This is a genomic window from Collinsella sp. TF11-5AC (assembly GCF_003436775.1).
Lineage (GTDB): Bacteria > Actinomycetota > Coriobacteriia > Coriobacteriales > Coriobacteriaceae > Collinsella.
Genome location: NZ_QSQO01000012.1, coordinates 16,280 through 36,924, shown reverse-complemented (window position 1 = coordinate 36,924; position 20,645 = coordinate 16,280). Strand labels below are relative to the sequence as shown.

Annotated in this window: 14 protein-coding genes; 8 read left to right on the top strand and 6 right to left on the bottom strand. The window is 57.7% G+C overall.

What is annotated here, in order from left to right; genetic code table 11:
- Positions 1–122 precede the first annotated feature (122 nt).
- Entirely contained in the window at positions 123–1,505 is a 1,383-nt protein-coding gene (locus DXD16_RS06605) for an ATP-binding protein (protein ID WP_117655545.1), read from the bottom strand.
- A 145-nt stretch (positions 1,506–1,650) separates the two neighbouring features.
- Between DXD16_RS06605 and DXD16_RS06600 the strand changes: the two genes are divergently transcribed.
- Complete coding sequence (locus DXD16_RS06600) at positions 1,651–1,893, top strand: hypothetical protein (protein WP_147326462.1); 243 nt, start codon at positions 1,651–1,653, stop codon at positions 1,891–1,893.
- A 90-nt stretch (positions 1,894–1,983) separates the two neighbouring features.
- Here the strand turns inward: DXD16_RS06600 and DXD16_RS06595 are convergent, their stop codons facing one another.
- Both DXD16_RS06595 and DXD16_RS10380 read right to left on the bottom strand, forming a co-directional pair.
- Positions 1,984–6,351 carry a hypothetical protein gene (locus DXD16_RS06595; RefSeq protein WP_147326461.1) on the bottom strand — a complete coding sequence of 1,456 codons (4,368 nt, stop codon included), beginning with the start codon at positions 6,349–6,351 and terminating at the stop codon, positions 1,984–1,986.
- Positions 6,352–6,506: 155 nt separating this feature from the next.
- A complete protein-coding gene (locus DXD16_RS10380; RefSeq protein ID WP_199408144.1) occupies positions 6,507–7,511 on the bottom strand; it encodes a helix-turn-helix transcriptional regulator in 1,005 nt (334 codons plus the stop codon).
- Between the two features lie 297 nt (positions 7,512–7,808).
- Between DXD16_RS10380 and guaA the strand changes: the two genes are divergently transcribed.
- Positions 7,809–8,789 (top strand): glutamine-hydrolyzing GMP synthase, encoded by a 981-nt coding sequence (gene guaA / locus DXD16_RS06585; protein ID WP_117655542.1) that lies wholly within the window; start codon positions 7,809–7,811, stop codon positions 8,787–8,789.
- A 97-nt stretch (positions 8,790–8,886) separates the two neighbouring features.
- Here guaA and DXD16_RS06580 read toward each other — a convergent pair whose 3' ends face one another.
- Positions 8,887–10,062, bottom strand: a complete 1,176-nt coding sequence (locus tag DXD16_RS06580; protein WP_117655541.1) for a cell wall metabolism sensor histidine kinase WalK — start codon at positions 10,060–10,062, stop codon at positions 8,887–8,889.
- Positions 10,059–10,733, bottom strand: coding sequence for a response regulator transcription factor (locus DXD16_RS06575; protein ID WP_117655540.1), 675 nt, complete (start codon positions 10,731–10,733; stop codon positions 10,059–10,061). The genes DXD16_RS06580 and DXD16_RS06575 overlap by 4 nt, the downstream gene beginning before the upstream one ends.
- Before the next feature lie 89 nt (positions 10,734–10,822).
- Here DXD16_RS06575 and DXD16_RS06570 point away from each other — a divergent pair, with 89 nt between their 5' ends.
- From DXD16_RS06570 to DXD16_RS06545, 6 genes are all read left to right on the top strand, one after another.
- Complete coding sequence (locus DXD16_RS06570; RefSeq protein WP_199408149.1) at positions 10,823–10,969, top strand: CD1871A family CXXC motif-containing protein; 147 nt, start codon at positions 10,823–10,825, stop codon at positions 10,967–10,969.
- Positions 10,962–11,873: a 4Fe-4S binding protein gene (locus tag DXD16_RS06565; RefSeq protein ID WP_117655538.1), complete on the top strand. Its 912-nt coding sequence runs from the start codon at positions 10,962–10,964 to the stop codon at positions 11,871–11,873. The genes DXD16_RS06570 and DXD16_RS06565 overlap by 8 nt, the downstream gene beginning before the upstream one ends.
- A gap of 35 nt (positions 11,874–11,908) precedes the next feature.
- On the top strand, positions 11,909–12,871 hold the full coding sequence (locus tag DXD16_RS06560; RefSeq protein WP_117655537.1) for a redoxin domain-containing protein: 963 nt from the start codon (positions 11,909–11,911) through the stop codon (positions 12,869–12,871).
- Between the two features lie 226 nt (positions 12,872–13,097).
- Positions 13,098–14,789 (top strand): FAD-dependent oxidoreductase, encoded by a 1,692-nt coding sequence (locus tag DXD16_RS06555; protein ID WP_117655536.1) that lies wholly within the window; start codon positions 13,098–13,100, stop codon positions 14,787–14,789.
- A 221-nt stretch (positions 14,790–15,010) separates the two neighbouring features.
- On the top strand, positions 15,011–18,262 hold the full coding sequence (locus tag DXD16_RS06550; RefSeq protein WP_117655535.1) for an ABC transporter ATP-binding protein/permease: 3,252 nt from the start codon (positions 15,011–15,013) through the stop codon (positions 18,260–18,262).
- 159 nt (positions 18,263–18,421) lie between these two features.
- Complete coding sequence (locus DXD16_RS06545; protein WP_117655534.1) at positions 18,422–19,702, top strand: MFS transporter; 1,281 nt, start codon at positions 18,422–18,424, stop codon at positions 19,700–19,702.
- A gap of 202 nt (positions 19,703–19,904) precedes the next feature.
- On the opposite strand, the gene DXD16_RS06540 is transcribed toward DXD16_RS06545, so the two are convergent.
- On the bottom strand, positions 19,905–20,468 hold the full coding sequence (locus tag DXD16_RS06540; RefSeq protein ID WP_117563584.1) for a TetR/AcrR family transcriptional regulator: 564 nt from the start codon (positions 20,466–20,468) through the stop codon (positions 19,905–19,907).
- Between the last annotated feature and the right edge of the window lie 177 nt (positions 20,469–20,645).

The window sequence follows — 20,645 nt, the reverse complement described above, 5'->3', positions numbered from 1 at the left end:
TTAAGTCATATAGATAGTCAAGGTAGCATAGCCCAGGCCTTGGGCGATTCCAACCAACACGAATTCCATCGAACAATAGTTCGATTAGATAATGGATGCTTGGGATGCGGGTGGGGTCTGTCCTATTCAAACATCTGCGGCAGGTCGATGAAGACGGTTCGATCGCTTTCGTCTGCTTCGAAGCCCGAACGGGAGAAGAATCCGTAGCGATGGCACTTGAGCCCCGTTGCCTCGACTTGGGTGATTTCCTCGTCGACCATTTTTTGCGTGACGGGGGATTTGCGGAACTTTGCTTCGTAGAATGCGTAGCCCTCGGGGTCTTGCGTTACCACATCGAATTCGCCGCTCGTTTTGTTTGCGGGATCGTCGTACCAGTACTTGCCTATGGCATCGAAAGCCGGTTCGATCTTGCCAGTCCTGTTTTGCCGTACGAGGTATTGACGGCAGATCTCCTCGAACATATGTGGGGTGTAGTTTTCCTCGAAGTCTTGGGAGACGTGACGATCATAGAAGACTTCCGGGTCGAGCAGCTGACGCGCAGAAGCATTGCGGAAGACGTAGCGATAGTAAAAGAGCGAAAGTGGGTCCACCACAAAGTAGCCAGACTTGCGCTTATTCGTAGGGTCGTTGATGGGTGCACGCTTTTGGACGATTTCGAGTGACATGAGCTTGTCGAGTACGTCTGCCATGGCCGGACCGCTCGAGACGTGCGACTGTGCCAGCACGTCCCCCCAACGGGAGTAACCTTGTGCGAGAGCCCCGAAAACTTCGTTGGCGTTGGTCATCTTCGAGATCTCGGCGTTGAGATAGGACGGTACTTCGCTTTCTAAGCGGGCGCCAGGTTCTGTGACGAGCTCGATGATATTGTCGCGTACGCTTTGGGACTGATCGATGAGGCGATTGTAAAAGGGGATGCCGCCAAAAACGCTATAGAGCCGCACCTTGTCCTCGGGTGAGAACGCGGGATAGAACTTTGCAGCGTCAAAGTAATCCATGGGCTTAAGCTCAAGCGCGAGATCAATTCGCCCGTAGAGGGGGCTTTCATGCTCGATGAGAGATTTCATAATCTCAACATAGGAGCCGCACAGGACAATGTTTAAACGTGAGTCTTCCCTGTGAGCGTCGATTGAGGTCTGGAGAATGCTGTCTAAGCCTTTAACCGCATCTCTCAAGTAGGGGTATTCGTCGAGAACGAGGGTAATGTTCTTGTCTTTGGCTTGGGCAAACAGAAATTCGATGAGCTCGCGGATACCCGTGAAGGCGAGCGGAGGAAAGCTTAGCGCTTCAGCAGCAAGGGCGGACAGACTCTCGAGGTTGTCTGCCTCGGAGGTTTGGCGGCACTCGTAATAGATCGTTGCGACGTCCGATAAATCGGTTAGCGCCTGCTTGATGAGCTCACTTTTGCCGACGCGACGCCTTCCGTAAATGAGAACATTGCGCTGCTCGGGCGCATTGAGTGTTTTCTTAATACGGGCGAGTTCAAGCTCCCTGCCAATGAATTCCACTTACTCGGTTCCTTCCGACTCGGTTTTGTCCGAGTTAATTGTATCGCATGAACAAGTTTATGCTCGAGTTTACTCGGATAAAACCGAGTCGGTTCTGTCCGAGTAAGTTTGAATAGCGAATCGAAATTGTTATGTCCACATGGCGATGGCGAACATGGTTTCCATAAGCGCCGCGTTCGCGCTTGTTATTGCCGCAATGCGCTGTGTCGCTGAGGCGCAGATCGTACCGCTCGAAAGCGTCTTTTGGTTGGCGAACCTGGCCACGGGCGTGTTCTGCGGTGCGACGATTTTCGCGGCCACGTTTGCTGTCCTGTGTGCAACGTTTTTCACGGCGAAAAGACGCCGTGCCAAGCTCGAGGCAGAACTCGACTCCTCAGACGACATCTAATGCGCAGTGGGCCGGCTCTGGGTATCCAGAACCAGCCCATTTTGATGTTCGATTAGCCGAGTCGGCGCCTCTCACAAAAGTAAGTAGGAGCTAGCGAGGCCTATCCGAATTGACCTCATTGGCGGTGTCGGTTTCGAGCGCCGTGCGGCGGGCGCTGTAGGCGACGAGGCCGGCGCCTGCCGCGGCGAGTGCTGCAGCGGCTGCCGTAAGGGGAGCGTTGACATCGCCCGTGCCCGCAAGTGCGCCCGCTTTTCCGGAGCGCTTGTTATTGTCGTGGTCCTTGCCACTGCCGGAGCTGCTTCCGCCGGAGCCGCCGCCCTCGTCAGTACCGCCGCCACTTGAGCCACCATCGCCGTCCGCCGGCATCGGGGCGTCGTGAAGTCCTGTCGTATCCGCGCTATCGCATACGCCGACCTGCACTTCTGAGCGTTCGCATGCCGCGTCGGGCACATGAAGCTCGTGCAGAACGGCACTCAGCGCCGAGTTTGCGCCCGGTCGGATCTCCTCGAGCGTTACGGGATCGAGCGCCACCAGATTACGCGCCTTCGCATACAGCGTGACGCGTTTGCCCACTTCGTCGCTCCAACTCTCGGGGATGGCGAAGCTCATGCGGAACTGTGCCGTGCAACCCGGTGCCAGCACGGCGTTGCCGTTGTCGGCTACCAGCGGGTGCGTTGCAAAACGTGCGCCCAGCGTCTCGAGCGCGTACTTTACGTGTGCCATGTCGTTGGCCGAAGCGTCTTCGGCAAGCTCTGGATCGTAGATCGAAGCCATGCGTGCGTTCGCTCCGAATCCGATGGATGCGCTGGAGAACGGCTGGCTGGAGCCCTCTCGGTACAGATCGATTGTGCCGGCAGTCAGCAAAGTGTTGCCGTCGTTTCGCACCGTGACCATGAAGGATTCGCCTGCTGCTCCGGGCACCACCGCGCCCGAGGTGGCGACCGCGCCCGTCGGAGTGGCACACGCCACCAGAGGCACTTCGATGCCGTGCAGCTCTGCCTCGCTCTTCTCCGCGCTCACAATGTGCGTGGCGAGCGCGGAGAGCATGCCTCCCGACGTCAAAAATGTCGTTATCTGATCGACGGGATGGTCCAGCTCGCACATCACGAACGGCTCCGTGAACAGATCGCCTGCCAAGGTGCTGACGAAGATGCGGAAGTGCTTGCCCATTACTGCTACCGGGTTGCCTTCTTCGTCGTAGGTTTGCCCCACCTTGCCATCGGTGTTCTCTACATAGAGCGCGCACCTGCCGTTGTTGCTTACGCTAAACGATGCCGGGCCACAGCCTGCGGCACCCACGGGCTGCGTTGCAAATGCCAATGCGCCTCGCGTCCAAGTAATATGCTGCAGCTGCTCGTTGACGGTGGCCAAAAAGCCCGAATGTTGTGGCCACGGCACCGCATGGGGCACCGTGGCGTCTGGTGGCATAACGCCCCAGCCCGCAATGGACTGGCCGATCACGGCGTACGATGCGCAGCCGCAACCGTCTGCGGTCTCGTACGCAACGGGCACCACCATTTTGCCGTTGATATTCTCGGGCTCGCTCAGCTCGATACTCGACGGTGCTTGCGGAAAGCGAAGAACTTGGCGGAACGTCAGGCTGTCGCCCAAATCATCCGACCACAGGGTAAAGCATTCCAGCGCAACCTCGGCCTCGCTGCCGAGCGCCTTCTCTGCGGTGGTTCCGCGGCGGTGGAGGTAGGCGCCCGACAGGCGTCCGTCGACCAGCGTCTTGCCTACCGTGATGCGCGGGCACTGCAGGCAATGGTAGCCATCCTCCTGAAGGCGGCCGCGCGAGATGCTGCGCCACGACGTGTGCGATATCACGCGAACTCCGTCGTTGCTTATGCGCAGGCGCACAACGGACAGTATGCCGGCTGTGCTTGCCGTATCGAAAAGGGTGTTGTCGCCGGCGGGGCGCTCGCCCGAGACCAGCAGCACGTAGGCGTCCTGGTTTCCTCTTCCGTCCGTATATTCCACCACGTCGAAGTCGTAATCGAATATGCCGTCGCGCTCCACGTCGCCCTCGCCAAACCCAAGGGGAAAGTCCACGGGCGTGGGAGCGGACCACGTGCCGTTTGCCTTTGTGTGCACCACCAGGCGCGAGCGGCCATTGTCGCCGTAGCGCACCGAGGCGATACGGAACAGGCATTCTACGCCGGCAATCATCGTTAGCTTCATGTGGGCTTCGCTGAGCACGCCGGAAAACAGCACGTTGTCGCTCGAGGGTTTTATGCCGCCACGCTCGTCCTCCGACACGCTGGCAGAATTGGCGTTCGGGTCCGCAACGGCGTTCGTTGACTGACCGATGTAGGTGTACTCATACATCGGTGCGGCATTTTCGTCGTTCTCCATCAGCGCATGGACGAAATGTTCGACCTGTCCCGTGTCGTCGCTTTCTGCATCCGCCTCGAGCTCAATGCGCGTGACCGCTTGATCCCAATCGCGCACGACAGGCGCGACGTTTATCGCGGCGGCTGCAACCTCGGCGCGTGCGAGCAGCTCGGAATTGGTGACGATGGTGGCCGACGCGATAAACTGCGGCACACCACCTGCCTCGGTGTTGCCGGGCGTGCCGAAGCAGGCATCCAGCGTGTAAGGCGTATCTCCACCCAATGCCAGCTCAGAGCGTTGGGGCACATACCGGTCGTCATTGTTCACCGACATATTCCACGAATCGATGAGTGTGGGCCACGACCCCGACCAAGCCTTGGTGGTCCACTTGAACATTACGAACTGGAGTATCACATCGACATCGACGTCTGCACCCACGCGCAGCCGCGGAAGCTGGTGTCCATCTGCCTTCTCGTACCCAATGAACAGCGTGAGGGATGCGGCACCGCGCACGGCAGACGAAGCGACGCCTGCAACGCCGGCTCCAAAGGTGACGGCAAGTCCGATCTGGATGGTGAACGAGCCCGACGTGTTGGAATAGTCGAGCGAAATGTTCTTGAAAAACGCCGCGCCGCTGCCGTGCGTGTGGGCACCCACAGCGAGCGCCAGCTTCGCCAGCACCCAAGGGTTGACGTTTAGGAAAAATGGCACCGGTCCTAGGGTAAACTGCTCGGTCCAATTGAGGTCAGTTCTTACCTGGAAGAGGGCCTTAATATTGCCGTATGCAGGGTCGTTGTTGTTACCCCAGGTTTTGCCCACCCAATCGTAGGCGAGCGAGCCGTACAGCTGTGTGGCGATATCCATCGTGAACAGCGGCGTGCAATGGTGGCGAAGGAGCTTGGTGTTTCTTGGATCGGTGCCCGAACCGGCACTCATACTTTTGTACTGATTCCACTTCCCCTCCATCTCGTCGAGGTAGCGGTTTGCCTGCTTGGCGCCCGACTCACGCGGCGATTTCTTCCAGTATTCCGGATCAGGGTTGCCCGAATCGTTCATATAGCTGGCTGGTTTGTATCCTCCGCCAAACAGTACGTACCCGGCAAACGAGAAATCGAACAGAATGGGGAACGAGGGCATCCAGCACGTGAACTTATTACCACCGATGCCGGGAAACGATGCGGGGAAATCAAACGGAGTGATCTCTTGGTCCATAGTGGTGGGGACGATAGTGGTCGATCCGGATTCCGCCTTTGCCGCCGGCGCGGTAACAACGGCCATGGGGGAGGAGAGCGTGTAGGTTTTGTCCTGGTAGTCGAGGACAAAGCGCAGCTTGCATCCTTCTTCCAGAAGGCTCGACGCTGCATCGAGGAACTTGTCTTCGAGTGTGAACGTCGCCAGATTATCCGCGCTCGATGCGCTGGCCTTGATCTGACCAATCTGCGTGACGGTTTCGGTTGAGCTGCCCGCAGCGGGCATCACTTTATTGATATGCAATGTTGCCTGCCCGCCCTGCGGCAGATGAGCCTGCACGGTAAATGCGTGCGTATCGGGCTGCTCGTTTGCCGTGTCGTCCTTCGGCAATGCCATGAACGTGGCTTCAGCGTACTGGATGTCCCATTCGTCGAATGTGAGCTGGCGGAAGTACGGCTCGCCGTCGGAAAGCGGACGCGTGGGCGCGGTTATGGCGGTGCCGCCCTGGATACGCGCAAGGGGAATCTCGACATCGCGGTAGCCCGCCATGCTAATGGAGATGCCGCCGTTAAAGTCGTACGCGTCAAGGAGCTTTGCCTCGTCTACGTAGCCTTCCGAAAGCGAGGCAATCTCAAAGATGGCGGTGCCTTCGTCATCGGTCGTGGCGGCGAGCTGCTCGCCTGCGGCGTAGCGCGACGTGAGCGTGACCTGCGCTCCCTTGATGGGCATATTCTTGTTGGCGACGTCGACCACGACCACACCAAACATGGTACGCGAGAGAACGAGCACCCTGAAGGGGTCTTTTTCGTCGGCATAGGCCGCGGTGGGCGCGAACGGCAGCAGGAAGGCATTTTCGCTTCCCGGCACGCGAGGCAACATGATGCTCGCTAGTGAGGACGCTCCGGCAACAAGTAACGAACGGCGATCAAGCATCTTGGGCTCCCATCCCGCAAATATCGGTGGAAATAATCCAATTTTGCGAGAAGACGCTTCGTGGCGGTAGTGCCGTTCAAGGGTCAAAATGTCCAAATTGATCGAGCGAAGCGCCGGGTTCCGGAACGCGTTCGATGCGCTTGGCAGCCCGGTCGCTAACGCAACATGTGCGCGACCAGCTCGGCGCGTGTGCCGATGCCAAGCTTTGCGTATACGCCGGATAGGCGGTTTTTGACGGTGCCCGGCGATACTCCCATATGGCGTGCGATTTCAGCGTTGGTCCATCCGCGGCAGGCGAGCATGGCCATGGTGAACTCTGTGGTCGTTAAATCGTCGGCAACGTCCTCGCCCGAATCGGGGTTGTGGATGCGCCGCCAGCCGTAGCTGAAGCGGTACGTGATCTCGATGATGCGTGCGAAGTCGTCAGGGTATTGCGTTTTTAGGCATGCCTCGATGAGCCCCTGCAAAAGGCCGTGGTGCTCGCCGATGAGCTCGATAAGGCCGTCGGGGCGCGCAATGTCCCAAGCGGCTCCGAAGTGCGTTTTTGCGGCGTCGATGTCCTTGAGGCTCATGCATGCCATGGAAGCTGCCAGGTGCAGGAACAGTTCCGAGATCGGATAACTTCCCTGTTTCATGATCAGGGCGTTTTCCGCCATGCCCAGACTGCGGCCATATTCGCCGCGCAGGTACAGGGCATGCGCCATCACGTAGCTGGCGAACAGGCGCAGGCCTTCGGGCAGATGCGCCGCAAGCGGATAAAACTCTTCGGCGGAATACGGGGAAGGCAAGTGCAGCAGGACGCTCGCGGCCGAGGCGAACAGGATATGCGTGGCGTGGACGGCGGGTGATTCCTCGTCAGTTGGCGTATCGAGGATGCCCGCAAGGCAACGGCGGGCATCGGCGATACGGTTGAGCGACAGACTGGCATATCCGCAGATAAAGCATGCGGAATAGCGCAGTGCGGGGTCGGTGGCGTCAAGATGGGGGCGTGCTGTCTCGGCGGCGAGGGTGGCCTGTCCGCGAAAGTACAGCGCTTCTGCCGTGGCAATGGCGCGCGAATCGGGGTCGGAAATGCCTGCAACCGCAGCGTCAATCTGCCCCGGCACAAAGGCGGTACACATCAATGGCATGGGAACGCATGGGTAGCCATCGCAGTCCATCTTCCATCTCCCATCAGGTGGCAACATTAGCAGCAATTGTACTCCTGTTGCTCGGGACTGGAATTTGTGGGTATCGCCTACGATTATGCCGAACGTATAAAGGAAGAGTCTATTGGCGATGCTCCCAAGGTGGCTGTCGAAGCCTAGCTGACCTTGGAATATAGAAAAACTGCCACCCCTGCAAAAAGCTCTGACGCAGCGATGGGAAACGGACCTTGCTCTGCATATAATGAGGTCATATGACGGTGCGTTTGCATACATGCAACGCACTCCCATCGAACCGAAAAGGAGCTCTGCATGGATCCCAACAAGCGTCCCGACGACATGGTGCGAATCACCACTCCCGAACTTGCCCAGGCGTTCATCGAAGAGCAGATCGCTGCAATCCGCGAGCAGATCGGCGACAAGAAAGTCCTGCTGGCCCTTTCCGGCGGCGTTGACAGCTCCGTTGTCGCGGCACTGCTGATCAAGGCCATCGGCAAGCAGCTTATCTGCGTGCATGTGAATCACGGCCTGATGCGCAAGGGCGAGAGCGAGCAGGTTGTCGACGTCTTCAAGAACCAGATGGATGCGAACCTGGTCTATGTCGACGCTACTGATCGCTTCCTGGATAAGCTCGTGGACGTCGAGGAGCCCGAGGCAAAGCGCAAGATTATCGGCGCCGAGTTCATTCGCGTGTTCGAGGAGGAGGCCCGCAAGGTTGGCGACGAGGTCAGTTTCCTCGCCCAGGGCACCATCTATCCCGACATTCTTGAGTCCCAAGACGGCGTGAAGGCTCACCACAACGTGGGCGGTCTGCCCGAGGACCTACAGTTTGAGCTCTGCGAGCCCGTCAAACTGCTGTACAAGGACGAGGTCCGCGTGGTCGGTCGCGAGCTCGGCCTGCCCGAGAACATGGTCGAGCGCCAGCCGTTCCCCGGTCCCGGCCTGGGCGTCCGCTGCCTTGGTGCCATCACCCGCGACCGTCTTGAGGCGCTGCGCGAAGCCGACGCGATCGTGCGCGAGGAGATCGACAAGGCGGGTCTGACCATCTGGCAGTATTTTGCCGTCGTGCCCGACTTCCGCGCCACCGGCGTGCGCGAGGGCAAGCGCGCCTACGATTGGCCCTGCATCATTCGCTGCATCAACACCGTCGATGTTATGACCGCCGAGGTGCCTGAGCTCGACTGGGCGTTGCTCAAGCGCATCACCGCTCGCGTCACCGCCGAGGTTCCCCGTATCTGCCGCGTGTGCTACGACCTCACGCCGAAGCCGGTTGGCACGGTGGAGTGGGAGTAAGCTAACTCACCTAGCCCCCGTTTCCGCTTGGAAGCGGGGGCTTTTTGCTGGCGCTTCGCCCAATTTCGTGCATCTTGGGCCTCACGTATCCTGCGAACTAACAGATGTGACAAAGGGGCAGTTCCTTTGTCGCATCTTCGATGTTATGCGCGGGAAGAGTCACGAGCATAGTCGTTCCCCTCTCTGAGCTCTCTTCGACCTCGATGGAACCGCCGTGGAGTGCGGCGATCTCCCAGACCAGCGCAAGCCCCAGCCCCACGCCGCCATATGCCCTGCTGCGCGATTTATCGACGCGAAAGAAGGGCTGAAAGATGCTCGTCTGGTATTGCTCGGGAATGCCTTGTCCCTGGTCGTGCACCCGTAGCAGTACACGGTCGCCCTCGACGCGGGCGCTGATTCGCACGGTCGAGTTGGGCGTGCTGTAGCGAATGGCGTTTTCGGCCAAGTTGAACAGCAGCCGATAGATCAGCGTGTCGCTGCCGGTCGTTTGCGCGTCGCCCTCGCTTGCGAGCGCGATGCCCTTTTGCTCGGCAAGGGGCGCCAGGTCGGTGAGCACTTCTTCGATCATCGGCGCCAGGTCAATCGCATCGTTGCAGGGGACGCTGCGCAACTCGCTCATCTCGAGCAGGGTCTTTGTCATGTGCGTCATTCGCTCGGTCTGCTCTTGCAGCAGCCCGAGCAGACGCGCTGTATCTGCATCGGCGTCGGGGTGCTCGGCGCAAAATAGCTCAACCTGAGCTTGCATGAGCGCAAGCGGCGTGCGCAGCTCGTGCGCCGCATTGCCCGTAAACTGTTTTTGTGCAGAAAAACCTTCGTCAAGGCGGGCAATCATGTCGTTAAACGACGCGCTGCAACGCCTAAGCTCAGAGGGCACATCTTCGCTGATCTTTGTGTCGGCGAGGTTGTCGGGCCGCACGCTCTCGACTTGCGCTGCAAAGGTACGCAGCGGCTGCAACGCATGCCCGCTCACAAAGTAGGCCAGCACGCCACCGAGTAGCGTCACCGCTGCGGTTATGTACCAGCTCGTCGCACCAAACGATTCTTGGGCGTCGCTCACGACGATGGTCAGATCGTCGTCGAGCTCCTTGCTCGTCGGGTCGAACGAGTTGGGCGAGGCCGCCTCCGCCTTGCTATGCTCCGACATTTCAGTACCGATTGAGTCCATGTAGCGCATGCCGGAGTAGCCAACCAGGCAATTCATAAGTACGCAGGTCGAGCATACCAGCAGGGCTGTCATCAACGTGATGCGCCACTGCAGGGACAGCCGCTTCATTCGTCGTCCTCCATAACGTAGCCCTCGCCGATTCGGTTGCGGATGGGGTCGTGCCCCAACGCGCCGCGTAGCTTTTTGCGCAGCGACGAGATATGCACGCGGGTCGCGTTGCTAAAGCTGTTGACACTGCTATCCCATACGTGGTCGATGAGCTCCTCCTGGCTTACCGGTCGCCCCTGGTTGAGCATCAGATATTCCAAGATGCCGGTCTCCTTGCGCGTGAGGGATAGAGGCTCGTCGCCCACAGAGGCGACGCGCGCTTTGGTGTCAAAGCTCAGCGATCCGCAGGTCAGGACAACATCGCTTTGCGTAAAGCGCCTGAGCGTGAGGCTGCGGATACGTGCCGCCAGCTCGTCAAGATGGAACGGCTTGGTGAGGTAGTCGTTGGCGCCTGCATCGAGCCCCGCTACCTTGTCGGCGACCTCGCCGCGGGCCGACAGCACGAGCACCTTGGTCTCGCAATCGGTAATTCTGAGTTGCCTGAGTACGGTCATGCCGTCGACATGGGGGAGATTAAGGTCGAGCACCACAAGATCGAAGGTCTCGATATCGAGCAGGTCGAGCGCCTGCTGTCCGTCGTAGCAGCAGTCGACGCTATAGGCCAAGTTGCGCAGGCTACGTGCGATTGCATCGCACAGTGCCCGCTCGTCCTCGACGACCAAGATGCGCATAACGTTCTCCTTGCATAGTCATTCGCGCTTAACACGGATTTTATAGTCGGTATGGTCCAATGGGTCGCGAAACGAAAGGAGTGGTCAGATTGTTCAAAGCGATTAAACCTGTGGCGCAGGTGGCTTTGCTGATCGCAGGGATTGCCATGGTGTGCTTTGGCATCATGCGCGGCGAGGCAGACGCCGTATTGGCCAAGGCAATCAGGCTGTGCTTGGAGTGTATCGGAATTGGTTAAAAGAAAAAATACCGTATCGCATCTTTTGGCGCGATTTCGCGGATTGATTCAGGCAGCGGCGACGCTTGCGACCAATATTCACCTGCCCAACTTTGCCAAGGGCGGCATCTACCAGGGAGCGGGCAAAGCCGTCTGCGTGCCGGGTCTCAACTGCTACTCGTGTCCGGCGGCCTCGGGTGCGTGCCCCATCGGGTCGTTTCAGTCGGTGGTGGGATCGTCTAAGTTTAGCTTTTCGTATTACGTCACCGGAACGCTCATTCTGATCGGCGTGCTGCTGGGACGTTTTGTATGCGGCTTTTTGTGCCCGTTTGGATGGCTGCAAGAGCTTCTGCATAAGATTCCCAGCAAAAAGCTCTCCACGAAAAAGCTCAAGCCGCTCACGTACATCAAGTATGCCGTGCTGCTGTTTGCCGTGGTGCTGCTGCCCGTCTTGGTGGTAAACGATGTGGGCATGGGTGACCCGTTCTTTTGCAAGTACATCTGTCCGCAGGGCGTGCTCGAGGGCGCGATTCCGCTGTCCATCATGAACGTGGGAATCCGCTCCGCGCTGGGAAAGCTCTTTACCTGGAAGCTCGCGATCCTCATTGCGGTTACGGTGCTGAGCGTGCTGTTCTACCGCCCCTTCTGTAAATGGATTTGCCCCCTCGGCGCATTTTATGCACTCATGAACAAGGTGTCGTTGCTGGGAATTCGGGTCGATCATTGTAAATGCGTCTCGTGCGGCAAGTGCGCCAAGGTGTGCCAGATGGACGTGGACGTTACGCGTACGCCCGACCATGCCGAGTGCATTCGTTGCGGCAAATGCGTGGGCGCGTGCCCCGTCGATGCTATTAGCTTTCGCTACGGGCTGGGTGTGACGGGCGACAAACCCGCGCAGTCCACGCAAGCCTGCGAAAACAAATAGGTACCTATATAAGTTTCGATATAAACGGAGGAACCATGAAACTGTCAAAAATTGCGGCTCTGTTGATGCTGCCCGTGCTGGCGCTGACTCTCGCGGCGTGCTCTGCCCCCAAGGGCGACGCGAAGGATGCTACGAGCGGCGATGCGCAGATTGCCGAGCTCATAGCGCAAAAGCCGTCGAGCGCCGAGGAGGCGGCCAAGCTGTACCAGCAGCTGCTGCAAAAGGAAAACGAGATCTTTGCGAGCGATAACGCCCTATGGGAAAAGGTGTTCCTTGCGGCCAACAAAGACACTCCCATGATTGAGGACGGCAAGAACTACGGTGACTTCTTGCTCGATACCATCGAGGGCGCCAAGGATCAGTTTGCGGCTGACGAGCTTAAGACGCTTAAGGCCGGCGCGCAGCAGGTCAAGGAGATCGAGGACAAGCTCATGGCGCTGGAGAAGGAGTTCCCCGGATGTGGCAGCACGCCCGGCGAGGGGGAGAGTGTTGATGCCTCGACCGCGGGCATGACCAACGGCGAGAGCGGGGAGACGAAGTTCCCCAGCTTTAAGGGCAAGGACTTGGACGGCAACGATGTAAACAGCGACGAGCTGTTCTCCAAGAACAAGGTCACCGTCATGAACTTCTGGTTTACCACCTGCAAGCCGTGCGTGGGAGAGCTGGGCGATCTGGAGAAGCTCAACAAGGAGCTTGCCGAGAAGGGCGGCCAGGTCGTGGGCGTTAATTCCTTTACGCTCGATGGCAACAAAGACGAGGTGGCCGATGCCAAGGACGTGCTTTCCAAGAAGGGCGTGACGTATAAGAACATCTGGTTTAAGTCGGACAGCGAGGCCGGAAAGTTCACCTCCAACCTGTACTCGTTCCCGACCACCTACGTGATCGACCAGAACGGTAACATTGTGGGAGAGCCGATCATGGGCGGCATCAACTCCGCTGAGCAGCGCGAGGCGCTCAACAAACTGATCGATCAGGCACTCGCGAAGAGCGAACAGTAAGTCCGTGGGACAGACAACTGAAGGGGAGTCGCTGGAAACAGCGACTCTTTTTTCTGCTTCGGGGTAGCATCATGGGTATACGTCGAAAGGGCACGCAGCTTTTCGTGCATTGCCTGAGCGGTGCGCGAAGCAACCAAGCTGTGAGTTTTCTTAAGCGTTCTGGGTATGGCAGTGTCAAGAATATCGGCGGCATAAGCGGCTACACGGGAAAGGTGGTGCGTTAGCTATGAAGGTGGTTATCGTTGGAGGCGTCGCGGGCGGCGCATCGGCGGCGGCACGTTTGCGCAGACTCGACGAACAGGCCCAAATTGTCATCTTTGAGCGCACGGGTTTTGTATCGTATGCCAACTGTGGGCTTCCGTACTACATTGGCGGCGTGATAGAAGAAGAGAGCGCATTGACGCTGCAGTCTCCCAAGGGCTTTTGGGATCGCTTTCGCATTGCGGTCAAGACGAGTCACGAGGTGTTTGCCATCCATCCCGATTCGCATACGGTCGAGGTTCGCAATATGCTGACGGGCGAGGAATTTGTCGAGACGTATGACAAGCTCATCCTGTCGCCGGGTGCAAAGCCGATTCGCCCTGCGTTGCCGGGCATCGACTCGGATAAAATCTTTAGCCTACGCACCGTTGAGGACACGCTGCGTATTCACAGCTATGTTCGAGAGCGGCGACCGAGCAGTGCCGTCGTGATCGGCGGCGGCTTCATTGGCGTCGAGACGGCGGAGAATCTGTGTGAGCTGGGGCTCCAGGTGACCCTTCTGCAGCGTCCCGTCCAGCTTATGAACAACCTGGATTACGACATGGCGACCCTTTTGCATACCGAGGTGCGTGAGCACGGTATCGATCTGCGCCTCAAGGCCGATGTGACAGGTTTTGAGGAAGTTGATGGCCGCGTTGTCACCCATGTTGCGGGCGATGACCCTATCGGAGCCGATATGGTGCTGCTTGCCATTGGCGTGGCACCTGAGAGCCATCTGGCGCAAGAGGCGGGGCTCGAACTGGGCATCAAGGGGGCTATTGTGGTCAACGACCGCATGGAGACCTCTGCTGCCGACGTGTATGCCGTGGGCGATGCCGTGCAGGTCACGCATCAGGTGACCGGCGAGGACGCGGTCATTTCGCTCGCCGGCCCCGCCAACAAGCAGGGGCGTGTCGTCGCCGATGTCATAGCCGGCATGGACAGCTGCTACCGCGGATCGTTGGGCTCATCGGTTATCAAGGTATTCGACTTGACGGCGGCAAGCACGGGACTATCCGAAAAGGCAGCACACGCGGCGGGAATTGACTGCGACAGCGTGGTCCTGTCGCCCGGTTCGCATGCGGGTTATTATCCGGGTGCAACGCCCATGACCATGAAGGTTGTCTTCGAGAAGCAGGGATTGCGCCTGCTGGGTGCGCAAATCGTGGGCATCGATGGTGTGGACAAGCGTATCGACGTTCTGGCGACTGCCATCCAGGCAGGCATGTGCGGCGATAGGCTTAAGGATTTGGACCTAGCATACGCGCCGCCGTATTCATCGGCAAAGGATCCCGTCAATATGGCGGGCTTTATGATCGAGAACCTCAATCGCGGCATACTGGCGCAGTGGCATTGGGAGGATGAGCCCAACTTGCCACGCGATGGCAGCGTGCAGCTGCTCGATGTTCGTACGGAAGGGGAGTACGAGCGCGGGCATATCGATGGTTTCGTAAACATTCCCGTCGATGATCTGCGCAATCGCCTGGGCGAGCTCGACCGGGCCAAGCCGGTCTACGTGATTTGCCAGAGCGGCATTCGCAGCTACATTGCTTGCCGCATTTTGGCGCAGTATGGCTTTGAGTGTTTTAACTTCTCGGGCGGCTATCGCTTCTTTGCAGCCGTGACTGTGGCTCGCCGCGGCAGCGCTAACGTTATGCCGTGCGGGCTCGAAAAGTAGCGCGCATTGGAATGTGACAAAGTGACAGCCTCTTTGTCGCATCGGGGATGTTATATGCGGGATGGTGCGCCATGCGGCGTGCTGTCCCGTTCGTTTTTTGGCGCGGTTCGTTACACTTCTCACTGGTATCGGCCAAAAATGAGGATAGAGTAGGACAAACGCGCCGAACGTGAACGGCGGGGGAGCGGGCGAGCGCGCCCGCGCGAGAGAGGTTGCCGTCCATGCTGGATCTCAGAGTTATTTGCAAAAGGTACGTTACGCAGTCGTTTACGCAGGTAGCGCTCGACAGCGTAAGCCTGTCTTTTCGCGATAACGAGTTCGTAGCCATTCTGGGTCCCTCGGGTTCGGGTAAAACTACGATGCTCAACGTCATCGGTGGACTCGATCATTTCGATTCGGGCGATCTGCTGATCGACGGCATCTCGACCAAGGACTTCAACGACCGCGATTGGGATGCCTATCGCAATAATCGCATCGGCTTTGTGTTCCAGAGCTATAACCTCATTCCGCATCAGAGCATTTTGGAAAACGTGGAGTTGGCGCTTACGCTCACGGGCGTGGGGCATGCCGAGCGCCGCCAACGTGCGCGCAAGGCGCTCGAGGCAGTCGGTCTGGGCGAGCACGTTGACAAGCGCCCGAGCCAGCTTTCGGGCGGGCAGATGCAGCGCGTGGCCATTGCCCGCGCCCTGATCAATGACCCCGAGATTGTGCTGGCTGACGAGCCGACCGGCGCCTTGGATTCAACGACGTCCGTCCAGGTCATGGATTTGCTCAAGGACGTTGCGCGCGACCGTCTGGTCATCATGGTCACGCACAATCCCGAGCTGGCGTACAAGTACGCCACGCGCATTGTCAACCTGGCGGACGGCAAGGTCACCGACGATTCAGATCCCTTTGATGCTGCCGAGGCCGCGCGTCGCGAGGCCAAGCCCACGCGCAAAACCTCGATGAGCTTTGTGACGGCGCTTGGGCTTTCTGCCCGAAATCTCATGACCAAGAAGGGCCGCACGGCCATGACGGCCTTTGCAGGTTCGATTGGCATTATCGGCATTGCGGCGATCCTGGCGCTCTCCAACGGCGTAAACGACTACATCAAAAAGGTCGAGGAGGACACGCTCTCGAGCTACCCGCTGACGATTTCCAAACAAGATTATGACCTGTCGTCCATGATGGGCGGGCATGGGGCTACGGATGATGAGGTGTCCGAGGGCGAGGATTCATCCGACGCCACCGGTGGCAAAGATAAGGGAACCGATAAGATCCCTGTGGTCACGGCCGTAAAAGACATGTTCGCAAGCGTTAAGTCCAACGACATGACGAGCTTTAAGGCATGGCTCGATGCCGGTGGCGACGGCATCGATAAAGAGGTCAACGCCATTCAGTACGGCTACGGTGTATCGCCGGTTGTCTATCGTGCCGGCAAGGGCGATGAGAAGCCTGTCCGGCTGGTGCCCAACGCCATGACCGAGGCCATGAGCGGCGGCGCAAGTTCGGCGGCAACGGTGAGCATGGATTCCATGGGGACCTCGGTCTTTAACGAGATGATTGACGACCAGAGCCTGCTCGACAGCCAGTACGATGTCGTTGCCGGCCATTGGCCTACGTCTGCCAACGAGGCCGTGATGGTGCTTTCGAGCCGCGGCACGGTGGGCGATTACACCCTCTATAGCATCGGTGCGCTGGATATCGATGAGCTTAACGACCTGGTCAACAGCGCCATGACGGCCGACGGCAAGGTCGAGACGCCCAAGGCCGGCACCGACTTTACCTACGACGATGCGCTGTCCACGACGTTTAAGGTGCTGTCGCCGTCCGATGCCTATCGCAAAAACGAAGAGACCGGCATGTGGACTGACATGTCTGGCGATGCCGACTTTATGGCGGCCAAGGTTGCCGACGGTATTGACGTGCGCATTGTGGGCGTGGTGCGACCCAACGAGGCGGCAAACGCGAGCGCATTGTCCCCGGGCATTGCCTATACGCATGCGCTGACTCGCCAGCTTATGGAGCGTGCTGCCGATTCGCAAATCGTGCAGGAGCAGCTTGCCCACCCCGAGACGGATGTCTTTACGGGCAAGTCTTTCGATGAACTGCAAGGCGAGGCCAAACAGAGCGTGGAACTGGGCAGCATGTTCAGTGTGGACGAAGCGGCGCTGAAGAGTGCGTTCTCTCTCGATTCGTCGGCGCTCTCGGGTGCGGCCGGCGGTATAGACCTTTCTGGTATCGACTTGTCCGGGCTGGACCTTGACCTTTCGGGCGTTGGGAAGGGCATTGACTTCAGCGACATCATGGCCAAAGCGCCGGCCCCAGATTTCTCGGGCATCTTTGACGGTCTGGAACTCACGCCCGAGCAGATGCAGCAGGTAGGAACGCTTGCCAACCAGCTGTTTGAGGGCTTTCTGCAGTCTGATCAGTTTAAGGCGCTGTCGCCCGAAGATCTTAAGGACGCGTCAAAGCTTGCTGCCGCATTCTCGGCGTATCTTGAGAATGATGCCGCAGCCCAGCAATGCCTGGCTCAGCTCAAGGCGTTGGGCGGCGATGCCTTGGCCGAGCGCCTGCAGCGGGCGATGGGCGACTATGTGCAAAAGCAGCTGGCTCCGTATTTGCAGCAGTCTATGGATCAGGTGATGAAGGCGGTCAGCGAGCAGATTGCGACGACGGTATCAACCCAGCTCAAGGCGGGTGCGGCAGGGTTCATGGACCAAATGGCGACGCAGATGTCTTCGAGTTTTGCCAACCTGGCGAGCGCCATGCGCGTGGATGCGGGCGCCTTTGCTCGTGCCATCCACTTCAACATGGACGCCGAGGACCTGAGCTCGCTCATGATGAGCTATGCCAAGGCGTCGAAGCTCACCTACGACAACAATCTGACCACGTTGGGCTATGCGGACGAGGCGGACCCCATTTCGGTCAAGATTTTCCCGCGCGACTTTGAGGCCAAGGAGCGCGTGCTCGATTACATCGATGCGTACAACAAGCAGGTCAAAGCTGCTGGCCACGATGAGCAGGCAATCTCGTACACCGACTACATGGGCATCATCATGGGCTCGGTGACCGACATCGTGAATACTATCAGCTTGGTGCTCATCGCATTCGTGAGTATCAGTTTGGTGGTGAGCTCCATCATGATCGGCATCATCACCTACATCAGCGTGCTGGAGCGCAAAAAGGAGATTGGCATCCTGCGCGCGATCGGCGCGTCAAAGCGCAACGTGGCCAACGTATTTAATGCCGAGACCTTTATCGAAGGCCTCATTGCCGGCGTCTTTGCCATTGTCGTCGTGGTGGCCGTGAGCTTTCCGGTTAATGCCTGGGCGCTTGCGGCCAAGCAGGTGCCCAACCTGATGAGCCTGCCCGTTCAAGACGCGCTGATGCTCATTGTAATTTCGGTGCTGCTGACGGTCGTTGCCGGCCTGCTGCCGGCTCGCAGCGCATCCAAGAAAGACCCTGTGGAAGCCCTACGCTCCGAATAATGTGACAAAGGGACAGTCCCTTTGTCACATTGGGGGCCCAATTACCGTTCGGCACGTTAAGGGTCCCCGCTCCCCGCTTAACACTTGACGAAGAATCTCCATCTTTATATACCTATCGGTAGGCATATAGGTTGCATTGCCGATAGAAACGGAGTAACCATGACTCTCATCGCACCAGCCGAAAAGGACCGCCCCCGTGAGAGCGGCGCATTTGCTTGGATTGTCGTTATTGCGCTCGGTTTAATGTCTGCGGGAACAACCGGCACCTACAGCATCATTGCCGGCTCATTCATCGCTCCTGTATGTGAAGACCTGGGCTTTGACTACACTTCTTTCTCTTTCTATTTCACCGCGATTCTTCTTGGCCTTGCGCTTGGGCTTCCGCTTTTGAGTCGTTTCATTCCAAAAGTAATCGGCAAACCATGGCATATTTGCGTTGAACTCGTCCTTATTGCCGCCGGCGCCGCAATGGCGTTCTACACCGAGGTCTGGATGTTCATCGTCTCCGCCGCAGTGATCGGCATCTGCTTTTCGTTCACAACGGGTGTCTGCATGTCCGATGTCATTGACCAATGGTTCAGTAAATCGTCTGGTCTTGCCATCGGCCTTGCGTGGGGCGTTAATTCTCTCTGCACGCTGCTATTGAGTCCTGTCATTACACTGGTCATCGAGCAGCAAGGCTTGCGTACGGGTTACATCGTACTTGCGGCCGTTTCTGCAGCCATGATATTGCCCACAAGCGCATTTATCATTCGCCTTAAGCCTTCTGATCGCAATATGCTTCCGTACGGAGAGACTACCTCCGAAACCCATGAGAGCTACAGCGCCGATGAAAAGGAAGATGTCTCTTCGGGCATGGCGCTCCGCGATGCCGCGAAAACGCCATCTTTTATTCTCTGTGCCCTTCTGCTCTGCGTGGCGCAACTCACCTGCTGCATGAACCAGCTGTTCCCGACCTATGCAAGCGAGGTCGGCTTCAATCCCATCGTGGGAAGCCTAATGGTTTCGGCGGCCTCGCTCTCCGATATTTTCCTAAATCCCTTCGTAGGCAAAACATGCGACAAGCTCGGTGCTATTAAAGCAACGGTCGCATGGACGGGAGTCAGCATTCTTTCATTCCTACTTCTCATCTTTGGCGGAAGCAACGAGACCGTTTCCATCATCGCGGCCGGCGTAAACGACGTCATGTTCGCCATCGTTGGAACTGCAATGCCGATGATTCTCCTCTCGCTCTTCGGATCACGCGATTTTGGAAGGATCTATTCGATTATTTGCTCAGCGGGCTATGTTGTCGGAGCTTTCGGAATGCCAGTCATGATGAAGGTTTACGGTATGGCAGGGTCTTTCCAAGGAGTATTCGTCTTCTGTATCATCTGCAACCTTCTGATTGCGACATTTGCTTTAGTTTCCGGTCTCCTCAATAAGACTACCGCGAAATAACCTGACCAACGAACTGCCCTTCAGCCCTGTCATTTGTCTCCGCAAGTTAAAACGAAATTGGGGCCGATTCCAACATAGCTGGAATCGGCCCCAATTTCTATTCAACAACTTTTGCAATCATCGCGAACACGGGTTTCGAACCATTCCGCGACCCCGCAAGTCGTCGCATCGCGCTTGCCAAGGTGCCTCTGTTATTACGCGCCTATTTAAACATGAGTTCGACGATCCCTGCCCAAACAGCCTTTTCATCGATGTCTTCATCTTGGGCAACGGTATTGCTCGCTCCCTCAAGTACGGTGTAAAGAATCTGCACGTACAGCATGACGTCTGTTTCATCGGAAAACGCGCCAATTTCTAGGCCATGGAGAAGGATGTCTTTAAGCGCGTCCATAGTTCGGTTGATCGCCGTTGCCTGACGTTCCTGAACTGCAGGGATTCGATTTGCCTGAATACTGACCTCGGCCAGCACGCGACGGCGCTTTTCATCACTACGATAGCCACCTATAACCGAATTGCCGAGCTCGATAAGCGCCGCCTTGAATCCGTCCCTATCGACTATTAGCGAGTAGTCGCGCTGATAGTCGATAGTCGGAAACATACTATCTAAGAGCGTGGTGAAAATATCCTCTTTAGAGGGAAAGTAGTAGTACACCGATGGCTTGGATATGCCGACACGGTCGCAGATTTTTCCAATGGACGCCTTGTCGTAACCGACTTCTGCCACAAGATCATACATTGCATCCAATATTTTTCCCTTTGTGCTCACGCTTCACTTCTCCATTGCAAATCACTTCCGCATTGCCAACATTATTAAGAATGGCAACGGAACATCAATTCGTGTCCAAACACGACCACTATAAACGGTGAACGGTAGGTATCGACAGGCGAATGGCAATTATACAAAATCACCTACCGAACGGTAGGTATAGTAGTACTATAGCTG